This window comes from Roseibium sp. (assembly GCF_965216085.1).
Taxonomy (GTDB): Bacteria; Pseudomonadota; Alphaproteobacteria; order Rhizobiales; family Stappiaceae; genus Roseibium.
Map to the genome: position 1 here is coordinate 5,645,001 of NZ_OZ244138.1, position 17,998 is coordinate 5,662,998.

The 17,998-nt window shown below is 54.9% G+C and carries 17 protein-coding genes (1 of these 17 running past the window's edge); 8 read left to right on the forward strand and 9 right to left on the reverse strand.

Annotated elements, in window-relative coordinates; all coding sequences use genetic code 11:
• From ACOOFE_RS26290 to ACOOFE_RS26315, 6 genes are all read right to left on the reverse strand, one after another.
• Positions 1 to 697: the 5' portion of a thiolase family protein gene (locus tag ACOOFE_RS26290; protein WP_420412754.1), read on the reverse strand. Its footprint begins 473 nt before the window's first position; only the first 697 of its 1,170 coding nucleotides appear in the window; its start codon is at positions 695 to 697; the stop codon falls past the left edge of the window.
• The gene (locus ACOOFE_RS26295) at positions 694 to 2,175 is read right to left on the reverse strand and encodes an AMP-binding protein (RefSeq protein WP_420412755.1); all 1,482 of its coding nucleotides are present in this window, start codon (positions 2,173 to 2,175) and stop codon (positions 694 to 696) included. The genes ACOOFE_RS26290 and ACOOFE_RS26295 overlap by 4 nt, the downstream gene beginning before the upstream one ends.
• 28 nt (positions 2,176 to 2,203) lie before the next feature.
• Entirely contained in the window at positions 2,204 to 2,758 is a 555-nt protein-coding gene (locus ACOOFE_RS26300; protein WP_141184183.1) for a biotin transporter BioY, read from the reverse strand.
• A gap of 139 nt (positions 2,759 to 2,897) precedes the next feature.
• Positions 2,898 to 3,509 carry an energy-coupling factor transporter transmembrane component T family protein gene (locus ACOOFE_RS26305; RefSeq protein ID WP_420412756.1) on the reverse strand — a complete coding sequence of 204 codons (612 nt, stop codon included), beginning with the start codon at positions 3,507 to 3,509 and terminating at the stop codon, positions 2,898 to 2,900.
• Complete coding sequence (locus ACOOFE_RS26310; RefSeq protein WP_420412757.1) at positions 3,506 to 4,282, reverse strand: energy-coupling factor ABC transporter ATP-binding protein; 777 nt, start codon at positions 4,280 to 4,282, stop codon at positions 3,506 to 3,508. The genes ACOOFE_RS26305 and ACOOFE_RS26310 overlap by 4 nt, the downstream gene beginning before the upstream one ends.
• A 156-nt stretch (positions 4,283 to 4,438) precedes the next feature.
• Positions 4,439 to 5,848 carry a PLP-dependent aminotransferase family protein gene (locus tag ACOOFE_RS26315; protein WP_420412758.1) on the reverse strand — a complete coding sequence of 470 codons (1,410 nt, stop codon included), beginning with the start codon at positions 5,846 to 5,848 and terminating at the stop codon, positions 4,439 to 4,441.
• A gap of 94 nt (positions 5,849 to 5,942) precedes the next feature.
• Between ACOOFE_RS26315 and ACOOFE_RS26320 the strand changes: the two genes are divergently transcribed.
• From ACOOFE_RS26320 to ACOOFE_RS26330, 3 genes are all read left to right on the forward strand, one after another.
• Positions 5,943 to 6,539: a LysE family translocator gene (locus ACOOFE_RS26320; RefSeq protein ID WP_420412759.1), complete on the forward strand. Its 597-nt coding sequence runs from the start codon at positions 5,943 to 5,945 to the stop codon at positions 6,537 to 6,539.
• Positions 6,540 to 6,837: 298 nt separating this feature from the next.
• On the forward strand, positions 6,838 to 7,533 hold the full coding sequence (locus ACOOFE_RS26325; protein WP_420412760.1) for a substrate-binding periplasmic protein: 696 nt from the start codon (positions 6,838 to 6,840) through the stop codon (positions 7,531 to 7,533).
• A 389-nt stretch (positions 7,534 to 7,922) separates the two neighbouring features.
• Complete coding sequence (locus ACOOFE_RS26330) at positions 7,923 to 8,852, forward strand: LysR family transcriptional regulator (RefSeq protein WP_420412761.1); 930 nt, start codon at positions 7,923 to 7,925, stop codon at positions 8,850 to 8,852.
• A gap of 27 nt (positions 8,853 to 8,879) precedes the next feature.
• Here the strand turns inward: ACOOFE_RS26330 and ACOOFE_RS26335 are convergent, their stop codons facing one another.
• Together ACOOFE_RS26335 and ACOOFE_RS26340 are read right to left on the reverse strand one after the other, a co-directional pair.
• The gene (locus ACOOFE_RS26335) at positions 8,880 to 9,689 is read right to left on the reverse strand and encodes a 3-keto-5-aminohexanoate cleavage protein (RefSeq protein WP_420412762.1); all 810 of its coding nucleotides are present in this window, start codon (positions 9,687 to 9,689) and stop codon (positions 8,880 to 8,882) included.
• Between the two features lie 2 nt (positions 9,690 to 9,691).
• Entirely contained in the window at positions 9,692 to 11,008 is a 1,317-nt protein-coding gene (locus ACOOFE_RS26340) for an aspartate aminotransferase family protein (protein ID WP_420412763.1), read from the reverse strand.
• Positions 11,009 to 11,198: 190 nt separating this feature from the next.
• Here ACOOFE_RS26340 and ACOOFE_RS26345 point away from each other — a divergent pair, with 190 nt between their 5' ends.
• Entirely contained in the window at positions 11,199 to 11,615 is a 417-nt protein-coding gene (locus ACOOFE_RS26345) for a YcbK family protein (protein WP_420412764.1), read from the forward strand.
• A gap of 155 nt (positions 11,616 to 11,770) precedes the next feature.
• Here ACOOFE_RS26345 and ACOOFE_RS26350 read toward each other — a convergent pair whose 3' ends face one another.
• Positions 11,771 to 12,130, reverse strand: coding sequence for an ArsC family reductase (locus ACOOFE_RS26350; RefSeq protein ID WP_420412765.1), 360 nt, complete (start codon positions 12,128 to 12,130; stop codon positions 11,771 to 11,773).
• Positions 12,131 to 12,621: 491 nt separating this feature from the next.
• Here ACOOFE_RS26350 and ACOOFE_RS26355 point away from each other — a divergent pair, with 491 nt between their 5' ends.
• The 4 genes from ACOOFE_RS26355 (at position 12,622) to ACOOFE_RS26370 (ending at position 17,993) form a co-directional block, all read left to right on the forward strand.
• Entirely contained in the window at positions 12,622 to 14,055 is a 1,434-nt protein-coding gene (locus ACOOFE_RS26355; protein ID WP_420412766.1) for an adenylate/guanylate cyclase domain-containing protein, read from the forward strand.
• A gap of 14 nt (positions 14,056 to 14,069) precedes the next feature.
• Positions 14,070 to 15,230: an acetylornithine deacetylase gene (gene argE / locus ACOOFE_RS26360; RefSeq protein WP_420412767.1), complete on the forward strand. Its 1,161-nt coding sequence runs from the start codon at positions 14,070 to 14,072 to the stop codon at positions 15,228 to 15,230.
• A gap of 132 nt (positions 15,231 to 15,362) precedes the next feature.
• A complete protein-coding gene (locus ACOOFE_RS26365) occupies positions 15,363 to 16,946 on the forward strand; it encodes an ABC transporter substrate-binding protein (protein ID WP_420412768.1) in 1,584 nt (527 codons plus the stop codon).
• Positions 16,947 to 17,018: 72 nt separating this feature from the next.
• Positions 17,019 to 17,993, forward strand: a complete 975-nt coding sequence (locus tag ACOOFE_RS26370; RefSeq protein ID WP_420412769.1) for an ABC transporter permease — start codon at positions 17,019 to 17,021, stop codon at positions 17,991 to 17,993.
• The last annotated feature ends 5 nt before the right edge of the window (positions 17,994 to 17,998 follow it).

Here is a 17,998-nt window from a genome sequence, read left to right on the forward strand (position 1 = left end):
TTGTTGCGGCAGTGAGACCAGTTGATTGATTTCCTGCGAGGACGGGCGCGCGCAGCGCTGTCCGGCTCGTAAGGCCGCGTGTAAAACTGTCAGTCTTTAGATCGCTGCCCGGACAATGCACCAGTCTATCGCCGATGCTAGCGGCCGCAGCACGCGCTTTATCATGTGAGCCAACCGCAAATTCTGCCTGAGCGGTTCGGCAAAGTTCATATCGGTTCGCAAGCTCGGCAGCGGCTTCTGTTAGGTCCGGATCGGAAAACGGAGGCGGCGCAAAAGGCGGGCGGCTATAGGCGATCGGCTCAGACACAGGCGCAAGGGGCCGATGCAGTCGCAGGGGTGCCCGGCTGAAACTCTCCGTACCTCCAGCCAAGACACACTCGGCAGCGCCCGCTTCGATCAACCGGGCCGCCATGATGATCGCATCCAGGCCCGAGCAGCATTGAGTGTCGAGGGTCAAAGCCGGAACGGTTTCAGGCAATCCGGCGCGAAGCGCGGCCATGCGCGCCGGGTTGCCCCCGGCATACAGCGCATTTCCCAGAAGAACGTGGTCGACTGATGTGTGATCAAGGCCGGCGTCTTCAACAAGTTTGTCGAGGACTGGCGCTGCCAATTCATCGGCCTGAAGGTGACTGAGGCTGCCGCCCCTTGGGGCGACCGGAGTTCTACGCGCTGCAATGACAACGGCGCGGCGCGTCATAGGGCCTGGCTTTCCATCTGCCGGACCCCTGACTGTTCACAATCTAGACTGTCCTTTATAGCGGGAATGTCGGGTTTGCCGCCCGCGGTCAGAGGCAGTTTATCTCTGATGTGAAACCGCTTCGGACATTTGGCACGCCCAACACGTGCCCTGCAATGATCCGCCAGCGCGCGTTCAGGGTCTTCAAGAGCTGTTTTAAGTTCAACAACAGCTTCGAGCCTTTGGCCACGCAATGAATCATCAAGACCCAAGACAACTGCCCCGGAAACATCCGGATGCTGGAGAAGGGCCGCTTCAATCTCTTCCGGATAGACATTCAGCCCAGAGGTAATGACCATCCGGTTCCCACGTCCGGATAGGAACAAAAAACCATCCTCATCCAGAAAACCGTGATCTCCAAAGGTCAGCCAACCGTCTTGCCACTTTGTTTCCGGCGCAGTGCCGCAAATATAGTCCCTGAAAAGAAGGGCGCTTTTCACCCAAACCGGACCGGATACCCCGGCCGCTGCTGGATCAGCCGGATCACCAATGGCCACTTCAACACCATCCGCCGGGCGTCCGACAGATCCAAGTGGCAGTTCTTCGCCGCTACGGGCAAAACTGATGAAACTTGTTTCAGACGCGCCGTAGAACTCTACCAACCGGGCATTCGGGAATACCTTTGTAAGCGCGGTGCGGGCCTCTCCGGACCATTTTGCGCCGCTGCAAAAGACCAGGGGTACGCACTCCAGCGGCCCCGTCCGGCGTGCGGCTTCAACAATCAGCTGCAGTTGGGTCGGCGTTGCATAAAGCGCCGCGCCGCCGCCATCTGCCTGCAATTCGGCAAGAACCGTTCGTGGATCAAACTGCGGCATTAGCGTTACCGAGATCCCTCGATGAAGCCCATGCGCCGCGCCATAAAGATGGAGGGAATGGCTCACACCACCAGCAAGAACAATCCGGTGCGGGTGTATTTGGTCAAAATCAACATCACTCAGCCGGAAACTCTCCAACCACGAGCGGTGCGACCTCACATACCCTTTTGGAAGGCCGGTCGAACCGGATGTGAAGCCGGCATAAAAGTCGGAGCAATCTGGTGGCGGAGCCTTTTGTATAAGAGCCAAGGTCGGACCATTCGCGTCAGCCATTTTTTCATTTTTTTGCCAGAGCGCCTGATACTCAGCGTCATCAATACAAAGGGCTGGCTGTGTTGCCGCGATCAACTCCTGAATTCGCGACTTTGGCCAAGAGGCCTCCATAATCATGGCAATCCGGCCAGCACGTGCACAGGCAAAAAAACAAACGAGAGTTGCCGCGGGATCTGAAAGAAGAAGTGCCACGCGCGCGCCAGGCACAGTTAGCGCCAGGACAGCGGCCTCAAGCTTTTGAACCGCGTCAAAAAATCCGTTCCACGTCAAATTGGTGGACGCGCATTTCAGCGCGGCACTGTTCGGATGGTGCCACGCTGAAGTTTCCAGGTGTTCGCCGATATAAGCCATCCGGCGCCGGGTCCCAAAGATCTCAGGATTAAGACCGTGACAGGACTGCGCCCGGCAAACCACGTGCAATTGTCTGAGCAACGACGGCAGTAATCGCCACCTTGATCAAGTCGCCAGGAATGTAGACGGCGCTGCCCAAGGCCGCTTTAGCCAAAGACAAACCGGTCATGATCGAAATACCTGGAATGCCGAAGGCGTAGACAACCAGAATGCCGCCAACGGCCGCAGCGACTGCGGAGGACACCAACATGCTGGAATTGGGTGTTGCGCGCATGATCAGACCGGCAACAAACGCCCCAACCGGCCAACCGATCAAGAAGCCGACGGACGGGCCGGCAAAAACCCCGAGACCGCCACGGCCACCGGCCAGGAATGGCGCGCCCAACGCAACAAGGAACAGAAACAGAAGGACAGCAAGGCCGCCGCGGACCGGACCAAGCATCACGCCGGCGAGCATGACGCCGAGCGTTTGCGCGGTGATCGGAACACCCCCAAGAAACGGAATTGCAACCGGCGGCAACAAACCAAGCGCAGCGATCAAAGCTGCATAAAAAGCAATGTGAACCAGAGAACGATCTGCCATGGGAGTTTTTACCTTCTTTCTCGACTTCGTTGTTTCATTGTTCAAGAGCCCAGCACCCACATTTGCCCGGCTCCATTCCCTTTTCAGCTGGCCCATTGTCTTTGATTGAATTGCGGCCTGCTAAATTCCTCCACACCCGTCAGCGGGGCGCCATTCCTTCCGATCCGCCCCGGGCTGCCAAAGCTTCCGACACATTGTCTGACATCTTAAGCGCCTGCAGCGCAAACGGTGCAATCAGCCGCCAAGATGTCTTTTGCCCGGTTCTCGCCTGGAAGGCTTCCCGCAACATCCCGAAAATTTCGATCAGGTGCGGCGCAAAGCGCAAAACCAGAGTCACCCCAAGTGCCGGCTTGCGGGCGGAAAACCCGAGCCACTCAAGCGGCCGGAAGAGCGGCATCACCGCAGCAAGCATATCATCCATACGCGTTGTCATCGAGACAAAGCTGGCCGCAAGCACCATAACGCAAAGCCGCAAAACAGCAGCGATGCCTTCCATAACCGTCCCAGACAACCAATGCAGCGCCAGAATAGCCGCCAGAAAGATCGATAGCCCCTTGAGCAGCCGCAGCCGCTCGACACCGCCCCGCCCCAAGGACACATAGGCAGCGAGCACAGCTGCAAAACAGACCAGAAACACCCAGATGGTCTGGGTCTTGAACAACAAAAGACTGCCAATTGCCACTACAAGCAGCTTCAGCCCGGCCGGCAGGCGGTGCGCCCAACTTTGACCAGATAGGTAGACCGACATCATATTGCGGCCACCTCCATAAAGGTGCCGGACCGGCGTTCGATATCAGCCTGGTAAGCAGCAATCACCTTTGCAGCCGGACCATCCATCCTCACGCGACCGTCTTCCAGCCACAGTATCCGGTCAAACCCTTGAAGCAGGCTTATGTTGTGACTGACCATAACAATGCGCTGCGGCAGTGACATGAGCTTGTCAAAAATCCGGCGCGACGCAAGGGCATCCAGGCTTGTCATTGGTTCGTCCAGGACCAAGACACCGGGATTCATCACCAGAACCGCCAGAATACAAATCAGCTGCTTTTGTCCACCCGACAACTCGGCAAAGGGCATGGCGGCAAGGCCGCTGCAGCCATGCTGATCGAGAAATTCCAACGCTTGCGTCTGGGCTTCCTGTTTGGTGGCACCGAGCTGGGTTAGGCCGAAAGCAATTTCTTCTTCAACAGTTGGAAAAATTGCCTGATGATCCGGGTTTTGAAAAACAAAGCCGACATGGCGCGGCAGCTCGCTGCGCACGTCCGCTGCTTCGGCGCCAAACAACGTCACGCGGCCGCTGTCGGCCAAATGGAGCCCATTCAACAAACGCACAAAACTGCTTTTGCCGGACCCATTCAGACCAATCACCCCAATGCGGTGTTCATCAAGCGTCAGGTTGAGATCACGCAAGATCTCCCGGCCACCCAGCGTCAATCCGGCTTGATCGAACCGGGCATAGGGCGACGCGGTTGGATTGCAGGCTCCAGCTTTTTTATCTTGTTTTTTTGAGCGCCAAAGCACCATCGGTTCCTGCCACGCACTAGCCGAGCGGCTGATATGTTGCCGCTACGTTTGCGCCGCTTATCGTCTGGAACGCTATTGATGTCAAAACATCCACATCAATTTGGATGCAAACATCGCCGCTTTGACTAGGCCCTTCCCCTATAACAAGGCAGGTTGTTACCCCACAGGACGAGTAAGGTCCGGTGGCTCAGAAAACTCAGCGATTGTCGCCTTTATCCGCTCAAGTGCCCAGCGGAACCGCTCGTCGCTTTCTTCTGATCCGAACGTGATGCGGATATAGGGTGCTGGTTTTTGTCCTTTGGTTTGGAAATACCGGGCGGACAGCACCGAGATATCCTGATGCGACAGCGCGGCTTGAAGCGCATCGGGATCAACATCCGGTGGCAGAGCCAACCAGCCAAAGACCTTTTGACTGCCACTTTGCAGGAAATGCGGTTCTAGAATCTTACGGGCCACTTCAAACCGGACACTGTTGGCCCGCCGCTTTACACGCAAAGCCTTCGCCAGCTGACCTTCGCGGACCCAGCCCGAAATCAGCTCGGCCGTAATTGGCGATGCCATCCAAGTACTTTCACCGATTTTGTTTCGGATAGAATCGCCGAAGGGTGCAGGAACGTGCACAAAACCGATCCGGCTTCCCGGAGAACAGACTTTTGAAATACTGGCAATGGAAGCAGTCCGCTCCGGCGCCAATGCGCCAAAAGCCGGCAAAGTTTCGGTGAGAAATGGGGTGTAGGGATCATCTTCTATGATCTTCAGATCGTGCGCCCTTGCCACATCGACCAAGGCATTGCGCTCTTCACAGGACATGGTGTGGGTGGTCGGGTTTTGCATATTGGGCATTAAAAAGACGCCCTTCACGTGATGCAAGCTAGCCGCTTGCGCCAGGGCATCCGGATCCATCGCCCCAAGACCTCCATCAGCCCGCTGCAAGGCAGGCACAGGAACGGCCTTCAAGCCGAGCGCTGCCAAGGAACTGAATATCGACGGATAGGTGAACTGATCGACCGCGACGGCATCGCCGGGCAGAAACAGCGCCTGACACGTAACCTGGATCCCATGCTGAGCACCGCAAGTGACGGCGACCCGGTCCGGATCGGCATCCAGCCCATAATCCTTAAACACCAAGACCCCGGTTTCCCGGTGCGCCATTAGCCCTTCCGACGGTACAAACCCATTGAGACGCTCAATCCCGTGCGTTTTCGCCATACGAACCAACCCATCCGACAGGCTGGGATTGAGATGCGGATAGGCGAAATTGCGCGCTAAGTCACAACTGTCCGGTTCGCCTTCTTTCGGGATCAATGGCGAAATCTTCTGACTTTCCGGCGCCACATAAGTGCCGCGTCCTGTTTCACCTTTGACCAGCCGGCGGCGCTCCGCTTCGGCGTAGGCGCGCGTCACCGTGCCCAGCGTTATGCCAAGTTGATAGGCAAGCTCGCGTTGCGGCGGCAGGCGGTCTCCTCGGGCCAAACTGCCCGCCAGAATATCCGCCTCCAGCGCATCGGCAATTGCCAGGTAAATCGGCCCAGAAGCCGTATCGATCGCAGGAACCCACATTGTCATGAGAACAATGTTATCATTGACCCATACATTTTTTCAAGTCAGTGGTTGTTTTGAGCACTTTGTATCGATTGTATCGAAATTGAATGAGTCCCTGATGGATATCGCCACCTTAACGGCCTTCGCCCTATTTATTATCGTTATGACCGGCACGCCTGGCCCGGGAAACCTGACCTTCTTGGCCATTGGTGCGGCGGCTGGCTACCGTTCTGCATTCCCGGTTATTGTTGCATCACAAATCGGTTCTCTTCCGCTGAAACTGAGTGTTGCGTACGGTCTTGGTCATGTGATGGCCAACGGCGGGCCGATTGTATTGGCCTTCAAAATCCTCAGCATGGCCTATATGACCTACCTTGCCTGGCGGATTGTGTCTTTGAGCGTAAAACCCAAAGGTGAAGTGTCTTTGCCCAGTTTTTGGGAGGGGCTTTTGATCCACCCGCTCAGCCCGAAGACTTGGGCCATGAACATGGTTGCCTTCACAACCTTTCTTGCTGGCAATGGTCTCAGCGTTCATGAAAACGCGATCATTCTGACCACCGGTTTTGTGCTCGGCGGGCTCGTGTTTCACTCTCTTTGGGCCCTGGCTGGGGTATCCATTCTGGCGATCGTCGGCGAAGGCCGTTTGATGCGGGCGATCACTGTGTTGATGGCCTTTACAATGCTCGCGGCGACCATTTGGGCGTTAATGCTGTAGAGCTCAAATCTATGATTTGCCGCAGCCAACGGGAGCACAATCTGGTGTGAAACCGTCTGATAGCCGCAGACTTCACTGCCTCGCGGACAGCAGGAGCTTTTGAAGCCAATTATTCGATCTGCCGGAGACAATTCCTGTCGATTTTCAACGCCTCAAACACCAAGTCCCGAAAAACTGCCAATTTATTGCGATCTGCACACATGCTCAAATACAGCTCTTCTATCAGGTATAACTGAGGAACAATCTGTTGGGTCGCAAGCCTTGGTTCCGAATTCTTATTGCCGTTCCCGCAGTTTTTTTGACGGCGATAACGGCCACCGCAGATACTCGCACTCCAACGATCATTTTGGCGACAAACTACCCGCCGTTCGATATTGAAGAGCCGATAGATAGCCTGCATGGCTTTGATCATGAAGTCACAATGGAAGTGTTCAAACGCCAGAACGTGCATGCCAAAATCGTCTATGTTCCGTGGTCACGCGCAGTCCACGAAACGGAAATCGGAAATCATCCCGGTTTGCTCACCTGCGCCCGCACCGAAGACCGGGCAAAACACTATCTTTTCAGCGAGCCCATAAGCCGGGAAGCTTATGGAATATTTTATCAAAACGATTTTCCGGTAGATGAAATCAGGAATATGCCTGATCTTGCTGGCTACCGCGTTGCCTCCGTTTTGGAATATGCGCCGAATGCCACTTTGAAAGACAATGGCGCAGTTCTTGTCGACATTCCCTCCGATGAAACAGGCTTCAAAATGCTGGAGCTCAATCGTGTCGATTTTGTTTACACCGGCAAGGCAGCCGGGGACTACATCCTCAAACAGCTCGGGCTAAGAAATAAGTTCGCTTTCAAACCTTTTGTTATCTGGGACTATCATCTTTGTTTTTCCCGCAAACACCCGCGCTCAAGTGAACTGCGGCAATGGTTTAATGCCGGGCTGGCTCGAATCAAGGCTGATCAGACTTACACGCGCATCCATGAGAAGTATCGCTGATCCAAACTGATAGACGCCAGCCCAGCAGGCATGTGCACCATTGTAATATGAGCATTACCGCCTCAGCCGATCAATTTCCTGGTGCCATTTGTCTTCGAAACTGAGGCGCGCGCGGACCGGCGGTTCAAAGCCAATATCACGGCGTAGATCCGGCGGCAGGTCGCAAATTTGGACCAGCTTCCGCCGCCCAGCCCAACTTGGTCCAATCAGACTTTGAATAAGTCCGGTTAATACACTTTTCCTGTTCCCCTGGTCTTTCACAGGGATTGAATCTGCTCTAGGCATAGCTCAACTCGTTTTTTGAATTGCATTTGTATAAATCAATATTGTCCCTCCATCATTGATTGACCAATGAAAAGACGATAGGCATGCATAAGGAGTATTTATGTATGGCACAGTCCCTTCCCCCTCTGCCCGCAATCCGGGCCTTTGAAGCCGTCAGCCGGCACCTGAGCTTCACCAAGGCAGGTGAGGAACTGGGCATGACCCAGGCAGCGGTCAGCTACCAGATCAAGCTTCTGGAAGAAAAACTCGGTTTTGCCGTGTTTGAACGCAAACCCCGCAAGATAGAGCTGACGGCCAAAGGAGCGCAGCTTGCAGAAGGGGTTGTGGACGGTTTTGAGAGGCTGCGGACTGCGTTCGAGGATGTGCGCGGTACCCATGCAAACGAACTGGTCATCAACAGCAACACAACTTTTGCCATGAACTGGCTGGGGTCCCGGCTGTTTGAGTTCCAGATGAAAAACCCGGATCTGGCGGTTAGAATCGTTCCCTACGGGCCGTGGGAAAAACCGACTTTTGACTGCGCCGATGTGACTATATCGGCCTGTTTTCCGCCCCCGGAAGGCTCTGTCACCCTACCGCTGGTCAAAGCTGAGTTTACACCGCTGGTCGCGCCGGAACTTGCTGCCAACATCGGCGGTATTCACACGCTAGAGGATCTTCTCAAAATACCGATCATCGACCCCGGCGATCCCTGGTGGTGTATGTGGTTCACTGCTGCTGGATTGCCCGATCCCGATCTGAGCCGCTGGCCGGAATCCCGTATGGGATCTCAGGCGCTGGAGGCCAACCGGGCGCTGGCCGGGCAGGGGGCTGCGATCCTGACCCCCTATTTTTGCCGCGATGCACTGCAGTCCGGACGGCTGATTCAGCCATTTGAGCTGGTCTGCGAACACCCGAATGAATCCTGGTTGCTGAGTTATCCGCCGCAAAACAAAAACAGCCGGAAAATCCGGCTGTTCTGCGACTGGGTAGTCGCGGAGCTGAAAAAGGACGGGCTTGAGGTTCCGGCAGGATCGGACGGACTGGCCGCCTAGCAACTGTTTCGCTTGAATGGGGCGCTCCTAGAGAACTGAAATGTTCTTTTCTTCCAGCGCCGCCACCAGATCCTTTACTCTGTCAGCGTTGTCGTTTGCACACGCGCCGTCGCGGTTCCAAAGACTGTTTTCAAATCCGATCCGAGCCTTGCCGCCCTTTTGAATGGCATGCACCAAACATTCGGTTTCCCGATGGCCAAAGGCACAAACCGCCCAATCGATTCTATTGCCGTTACCCCGGGCTTCTAGCCGCTCCAAAAACGGCTCCAAGTCCTCCGGCGCGCTTTCCTGATTGCTGGAATACCGACCGAGGACGAGCAATATCTGATGCCCATTTCCGGGTATCACGCCGCTTTCGACCAGATCAAAAAACCGGTCGAGATCCTCCGGACTATAAAGGATGTGCTGCACCGTACAGCCGTCCTTCAATACCTCTTCATAAAAGACTGCAGCGGCATCTGTGTTGTTATCAGGAACCATTTCCCGAACCGCGATCGAAACAAACGATGGCTTGACCGCCCGCACCAGCTGCCGTTGCTCATCCGGCGTGTATTTCCCGACAGCTTCCGTGGTGATTTGAACCTGCATATGCGGTGCAGCCGATGCCAGCTCTGACAGCAATTCTTGATACCGGTCCGCGTCCAGAACATGACCTCCGCTGTCATCGCGGACATGCGCATGGATGGCGCCGGCGCCGGCTTTAAAACAAGCCACCGCGGTATCCACGGTATCCCGAATGGACATGGGCAAAGCTTGGTGATCGGCCTTCGTCCGGCGTGCGCCATTTGGCGCCACCATGATCAATGGCAGCGGAGCCACGTCTTTCTCAAGTCTCATGATCAGAAAACGGCCTTGAACGCTGTTTGAAGTTTGTCTGTGATTTCGGAGATGTGGCTGTCGTCGATGATAAACGGCGGAGCCAACAGAATGTGATCTCCGTTAACCCCGTCAATTGTACCGCCCATCGGATAACAGATTAGCCCGGCTTCAAAGGCCGCCTTCTTGAGCGCCTTGTTGATGCCACGCTTCGGATCGAAGGGGGCTTTTGATCCCCGGTCTTCAACCAGTTCAATGCCCCGGAACAGTCCGCGTCCTCGAATGTCGCCAACATGGGGGTGCTGACCGAAAGCGTCTTTCAGTGCAGCATCCAGTTTGCCGCCGAGCGGTGCGACACCGGCGGCAACACCACCAGTCAGCTTTTTCAAGACAGCGACAGCTGCGGCACAGGCTGTCGGATGGCCGATGTAGGTATGGCCGTGCTGGAAAAACCCGGTTCCATTCTCAATCGCTTCATAGATTTCCGAGGTACACAGCATGGCCCCGATTGGCTGGTAGCCAGCTCCAAGACCCTTGGCGATGGTCAGGATGTCCGGAGCGATCCCGTCTTGTTCACACGCAAACAGGGTTCCTGTCCGGCCCATGCCGCACATGACCTCATCCAGGATCAGCAGGATACCGTAGTGGTCGCAAATCTCACGGATTCGTTTGAAATAGCCTTCGACAGGCGCCACGGCCCCGGCCGTTGCACCGACCACCGGTTCGGCGACAAAGGCCATGACATTTTCCGCGCCCAACCGCTGGATTTCAGTCTCCAGTTCATTGGCAACCCGTCGACCGTACTCAAACGCTGTTTCGTCGTCTTGCCGGCCCCGGTACTCAAAACACGGAGAAATATGAGAAGTTTCAATCATCAGCGGCGAAAACGGCTCCCGCCGCCATTGATTGCCGCCGGTTGCCAGCGCGCCGAGCGTGTTGCCGTGATAACTCTGCCTACGGGCAATCACCCGGTGCCGGGAAGTTTCACCCTTCTCCAGAAAATACTGGCGCGCCAGCTTGAGCGCAGCCTCTACGGCCTCAGACCCGCCGGAAACAAAATATACCCGGTCGAGATCGCCTGGCGCATGCTCAATCAATAAGTCCGCAAGCTGTTCGGCAGGTTCCGAGGTGAAAAACCCTGTGTGGGCAAACGCGATCTGATCGACTTGCCCCTTGATGGCTGCGATCACATCCGGATCGTTGTGACCGAGGCACGACACTGCGGCTCCACCAGAACCGTCAAAATACTTTTTTCCTGAATTATCAGTGATATAGCAGCCTTCTCCACGCACTGCGATGGGCGGCTTGGCTTTGGTATGACGGGGAAATACGTGAGACATTCTGGGGCACCTGACCAACAAAAGGCGCGCTGATAGAAAGCGCTTGTGACATTTGTATCAGAAATACATAGTGATTGAAACATTTGTTTCTAGCGCCGGTTAACCACGTCTTTCATTAAAATTTTAATCAAATGCCCGGTAATTTTGCGGGTGGGGGACAGACACACATAAGATTGCAAGGCTGTTTGTTATGCGTCAGCGTTTTTTGGCCTGGATTGTTTTTTTGGGCTTGTCCGCCGTTCTGGTGGGCTGCGGCTCGGTTGCCGGTGTCACCGGATTGGGCTGGGCGACCGGCTCCCACAACTCCATCCACTACGACGATTCTTCGTGGTGTGTTCCGCGTAAGCTGAAGAAAGTATTGAATAAAGTCGCCAAACGGTACGGCAAGGTGACCGTGCATTCCACCAAACGCTGGTGGCTGGAAAACTGGTGGAAGGGGGGCGCCAAGGATTCCTACCATCTGAATTGTCAGGCGGTTGATTTCTCAGTTGGCGGCAATCCGTCGTCTGTAATCGCTTTTCTAAAGTCCCAGCCGGCTGTTGGCGGCTACAAACACTATTCCTCAGGCCACTATCACATCGACACTGGCCCACGCCGGACTTGGTAAACGGTTCTGGCCTTCGGCCTGCCGTTTCCTCTATGCCTCATAGGCGTTTTCATTGAAAGCACTTGCCGCCGTCCTGGCCTTGAGCCGGGACCACAATGCAACAGACCCCGGCTCAGGGCCGGGGCGGCGGCAGGAACAACCGCTGTCTGCACACCCTACTTCAGCTCGCCCAACTCGAGAGCCATTTCCCAGGCCACAGCATCAAAACCAATGAAGTTCTTGGACTCGCCTTCAACGATCGGCCGTTTGATCACAGACGGATTATCAATCATCACGTCGAGCGCGCTTTTGGCATCCGTAACACCGTCCTGGGTTGCCTCATCAAGGCGCCGCCAGGTTGTGCCGCGTTTGTTCAAAACCGCGTCCCAGCCAAACTCACCAACAAAATTTGCCAGTTTGTCGGCGTCGACTCCCTCCTTCTTGTAGTCATGGAACGTGTAGTCCACACCCGCTTCTTCCAGGAATTTCCGCGCTTTTTTGACCGTATCGCAATTCTTGATGCCGTAGACCTTCATAGATCTCCATCCTGTAGCTGATTGTTTGGCGGCACCTTTGCCTTTTGGCCGCGCGGTTTCAAGGCTGCACGTCGACAATCCACGAACCGGTCACCATCTGTCTTGACGAAGGCGTTGCAAGCTGCACTCAATTGCAAACAATTTGCCGTTCACATCCTCAGGCACCGAAACAGGCATCCAAGTTCGTGACCGATTCTACTGCACTTTCAAAGCTGTCTCGAACAGTTAAAGCAGTATCCCGCCCCAGACCCGGACAGGGAAACTGGCGTCAGAGGCTGAGACTGTGGAGCGGTCTGATCCTGTTTTTGTTTTGCCTCAGCCATTTTTCCAATCACGCGTTGGGTATTATCTCCGTCAATGCGATGGAAAAGGCCTCGCTTTGGCACTACTGGATTTGGCGGGGTCCAATAGGCGAGACAGTTCTTCTCTTCGCCGCCTTAACCCACGTCGTGCTGGCATTCTGGCGCACATTCAAGCGTCGCACGTTGAAAATGCCGCCCTGGGAATTCACTCAGCTGGTTCTGGGCCTTTACATTCCCTGGACGTTGATCCCGCATGTGATTGTCACCATGGGACTGGCCAAGCAAACCGGCTTCATTCCGAACTATCACCAGATGCTCACCATTCTTTGGCCGATGAATGCGTTCATGCAAGGCGTTCTCCTGCTGGTGGTGTGGACCCATGCGATGATCGGGCTCCATTTCTGGCTGCGCCTTTATCCTATTTATCATCGGGTCAAATATGGTGCGCTTGCTGCGGCCATTGCCTGGCCGGTTCTGGCCTTGTGGGGGTTTGTTGAAGGGGCGCGGCGCCTCGCCTTGGCCAAAGACGTCAAAGTGAAAGTCAGTCAAGATCAATGGGATTGGGTATTCGTGCTGACAGATCAAGCCCGGGCGTTTTTCTTCAGCATTGTTATTTTCAGTCTTCTGGTGATCCTGGGCCGCTATCTTGCTAGCCGGTTTTCCCGAGGTGTTTCCATTTCTTATCCAGGCGGCCTGTCTGTCAAAGCGCAGCCCGGGGCATCGCTTTTAGAAATCAGCCGGATGCACGGTGTACCACTGGCCTCCGTCTGCGGTGGGCGCGCCCGGTGTTCAACCTGCCGCGTGAAAGTGATTGAGGGCCTGGATACCCTTCCGGAACCAAGTCCAGCAGAAACTACGGTTTTGAAACGGATCGGTGTCTCCGAAGATGTCCGGCTTGCCTGCCAAATCCGGCCGGCATCAAACCTTCAGGTCCAGCCTTTGGTGGCAGTCAAATCCCAAAATGGCCGTCAAACTCATATTCAAGACGCCTATTATTGGGGAGTTGAGCAGGATGTTGTCATCATGTTCGTCGACCTCAGAAATTTCACCAGCATGACAGAAGCGCAGCTGGCGTACGATGTGGTTTTTTTGCTCAATCAGTATTTGGACCGGGTGTCGGCCGTCATCCGCGCAGAAAGCGGCCATGTCGACAAGTTCATCGGTGACGGGATCATGGCGATTTTTGGTATGCAGACCGGGCCCGAAACCGGAGCGCGCCAAGCTTTGAATGCGTGCCGGCGGATAGAAAAGGTGATGCAGGCTCTCAATGATGAAAAAGGCCCACAGTTCCGCGACGCAATCCGGCTCGGTGTCGGTCTGCATCTCGGCCAAGCCATTTTGGGACGGATCGGCGCAGCAGGAAGCGACGGTTCACGAGGTGGATTGACGGCTCTTGGCGATGTTGTGAACACAGCCAGCCGCCTGGAAACGGAAAACAAAACCCACGGCAGCTTTCTGGTGGTTTCCAAGGATGTAATTGACGCAGCAAGCGCGACGGCACCTGAGGATAGCCTGTGTGAAATCAGCGTGCGCGGCAAAGAAAAGCCGCTTGAAATCTTTGCACTTCAACAAATGGATGGTTTATTGCTGCCAGGTGAAGCGGGTACGGAAATACCCGTATAAAAATTGGGGCAAGCGTGCCGAAACTCTATACGCCGAAGGAAATGCTGGCGAAACTTGTGTCATTCAACACGGTTTCAAGCCGCAGCAACCTCGAACTAATTGCTTTTGTAGAAGACTATCTTTCTTCGCATGGTGTTACATCTCATAAGGTCCCGGATGAAACAGGCGAAAAGGCCGCCTTGTTTGCAACGGTTGGCCCCTTGGTAGATGGCGGCATCGTTCTGTCCGCACATACTGATGTGGTGCCCGTTGAAGGTCAAAACTGGTCCTCGGATCCTTTTACCGCCCGCGTAGAAGACGGCCGGTTTTATGGGCGTGGCACAGCGGATATGAAAGGTTTCGCCGCGACTGTCCTTGCAAAGGTTCCTGATTTTCTCGCCGCGAGCCTCTCAAAACCGGTCCACATCGCTTTGTCCTATGATGAAGAAGTCGGCTGTTTTGGCGCGCCGCCGATGATCAAATCGATGCTTGCCAACGGGCCTCAGCCTGCCGCTGTCATTGTTGGCGAACCAACCAACATGAAGGTTGTCACAGGACACAAGGGCATCGCGGTTCTAAAAACCCAAGTTCACGGCCATCCAGTGCACTCCAGCCAGTTGCATCGGGGTGTTTCTGCGATTTCGGCCGCCGTTAAGCTGATTTCCTGGCTTGATGACCGCACAGCGGAAAACAAAGCCAAAGCCGATCCGGAATGCCCATTCGAACCGCCCTACACCACTTTGCACTGCGGAACGATCCAGGGAGGCAAAGCCCACAACATCACGGCGCAGTCCTGCGAATTCATGACCGACATCCGGCTGCTACCGGGGGAAAACATCCATGACTGGATCAAAGCCTACCAGGATTTTGCAAAAACCCATGTTTTGCCGGACATGCAAGCCATCTCAAAAGATTGCAGGATCGACATAGATGTTCTGGCCACTGTTCCAGGCCTCGCCGAAGAACGTGATGGAACAGCCGAAGAATTGGTGCGCCGCTTAACGGGCGATAACGGTCATCATGTTGTGGTTTACGCAACCGAAGGTGGTCAATTCCAAGAACACGGCCTTTCGACCGTGGTTTGCGGCCCTGGGTCTATTGACCAAGCACATCAGCCGGATGAGTTCATTGAACTTGCCGAATTGGACCGCTGTACAGTTTTTCTGGACGATCTGTGTGGAAAAGTTTTGCGCTAATGGGCTAAAACCGGTTTGATGGCTTTCGCTATCGCTGCCATAATTGGGATAATTTACGATCTCAATGGCCGTAAAGAGAAACCGAAGAACAAACAGTTCATGTAAGTGCTGAATAGCAACAAAGAGGGGACTATGAAAACCAAAACCAAAATGATTGCTGCGGTCGTAGCAACATTTGGCGTGGCATCTGCCGCGCAGGCGGAAACACTGAAGTTTGCGTTCCAAGGCACGCTGAATGCCCTGGACCCGTACAGCCTCAACGAAACATTCACGCTCTCCGCACTTGGCAATACCTATGAAGGTTTGACCCGCCGCGGCGCGGACCTTCAAATCGAACCGAGCCTGGCCGAGAGCTGGGAAGTTGTTGAGCCGAACCGCTGGCGTTTCCACCTGCGTAAGGGCGTCAAGTTCCACAATGGCAATGACTTCACAGCAGCTGACGTTGCCTTCTCTGTCGACCGTGTACGCTCTGAAGGTTCCGACCTCACCACCCGCGTTCCGGGTGATGCCAAAGTCGAAATCGTCGATGACTACACTGTCGATTTTGTCCTGACCGGTCCGAACCCGATCCTGCACTATGAGTGGGATACGTTCTACATCATGGACAAGGAGTGGACCGAAGCCAACGACGCGGTCAAAGTCACGTCTGCCTCTGACACCACACCGAACTATGCTGCACTGAATGCAAACGGCACTGGCCCGTTCAAATTGGTGAGCCATGAGCCGGGTGTGAAATCCGTCTATGAAAAGAACGACGGCTGGTGGGACACCGCATCCCACAATCTGGATACTGTTGAATTTACACCGATCGGCTCCGATGCGACACGCGTTGCAGCGCTTCTGTCCGGTGAAATGGACATGGTGTATCCGATCCCGATCCAGGACATCAAACGCATCAACGACAACGACGGCACTGTTGCTCTGACTGGTCCGGAACTGCGTACCATCTTCCTTGGTATGGACCAGATGCGCGATGAGCTGCTCTATTCCGACGTCAAGGGCAAGAACCCGTTCAAGGATGAAAAAGTCCGCAAGGCGTTCTACCATGCAATCAACATCGAGGCGATCAAGCAGAAGGTGATGCGCAATCTTGCAACACCGTCCGCCATCATGATCTCCCCGTTCATGTTCTCCAAAGCTGGTGACTTCGAACGGTATCCGTACGATCCGCAGGCTGCCAAAGACCTTTTGGCTGAAGCTGGGTATGCGGATGGCTTCTCCGTTGGCATGGACTGCCCGAACGACCGTTACGTCAACGACGAATCGATCTGTCAGGCAGTTGCTGCGATGCTGGCCCGTGTTGGCGTCAAGATTGACCTCAATGCCCAGCCAAAAGCGAAGTATTTCGCCAAGGTTCTGGCATCCGGTGGTTTTGACACCTCGTTCTACCTGCTCGGCTGGACCCCTGGTTCCTTCGACAGCTACAACATCCTTACCAACCTGATGCATTGCCGCGACGAAGCTGGCAAAGGCTCTCCGTTTAACCTTGGTGGTTTCTGCGATCAGAACATTGATGCGTTGACCGCTAAGATCCTGGTTGAAAACGATCCGGCAAAACGCGACGACATGATCGCGGAAGCCTACAAGATCTCCCATGACAACGCCTATTACATCCCGCTGCACCAGCAGGGTCTGGCGTGGGGCGTTGCCGACAACGTTGATCTTGTCCAGCGTGCGGACAACCAGTTCCACTTCCGCTTCGTCACAAAGAAGTAAGCGGTCTAAAACAATCGAGCGCCCCCGGTACTTCCGGGGGCGTCTTTTCTTGCCAAAATGTAAAGAGCCGAAATGATAGGTTTTGCAACACGTCGTTTGATACAAGCGATGATTGTCATGCTGGTGGTGGCCCTGCTCGCCTTCACCATGTTCCGTTATGTCGGGGATCCGGTCAATCAGATGGTCGGGATCGAGACATCAATTGAGGAACGCGAAGCATTGCGCGAGCGGCTGGGATTGAATGATCCCGTCCCGGTGCAGTTCTACCGCTTCATCAGCAAAGCCGTACAATTTGATTTCGGCACATCCTATCAGTTCCGCCAGCCGGTTTCCGAGCTCTTTGCCAAGCGCATTCCAGCGACACTTGAGCTCAGTTTTGCCTCCTTTATCTTCGCTCTCATCGTGGGGATACCAATGGGCATCTATGCCGGTCTCAACCGGGAATCGCCCATCTCAAAGCTGTTTTTGTCCGTCTCCCTGGTCGGGATCTCGCTGCCGACCTTCTTCATCGGTATTTTGCTGATCTTCCTCTTCTCAGTGACTTTGCAGTGGCTGCCGAGCTTTGGCCGCGGCGACGTGGTTCAGGTCGGCTCCTGGTGGACGACCGGCTTTTTGACTGTATCCGGTCTGAAAGCCCTGATCCTGCCAGCGGTAACGCTTGGCATGTACCAGATGACCTTGATCATGCGTCTGATCCGCGCCGAAATGCTGGAAGTCATCCGGACCGATTATATCAAATTCGCGCGCGCACGCGGCCTGCCGGACCGGCTTGTCAACTTCCGCCACGCGTTGAAAAACACAATGGTGCCGGTGATCACCATCACTGGTCTTCAGTTGGGCGCGATCATCGCGTTCGCCACCATTACCGAAACCGTCTTCCAATGGCCGGGCATGGGACTGATGTTCCTGCAGGCTGTTCAGAACGTCGATATCCCGATCATGTCCGCATACTTGTTGCTGACCGCATTCCTGTTCGTTGCGATCAACTTCATCGTCGACATCCTTTATTTCTTCATCGATCCGCGTCTGCGGGTCGGCCGGCCATAAGGAGA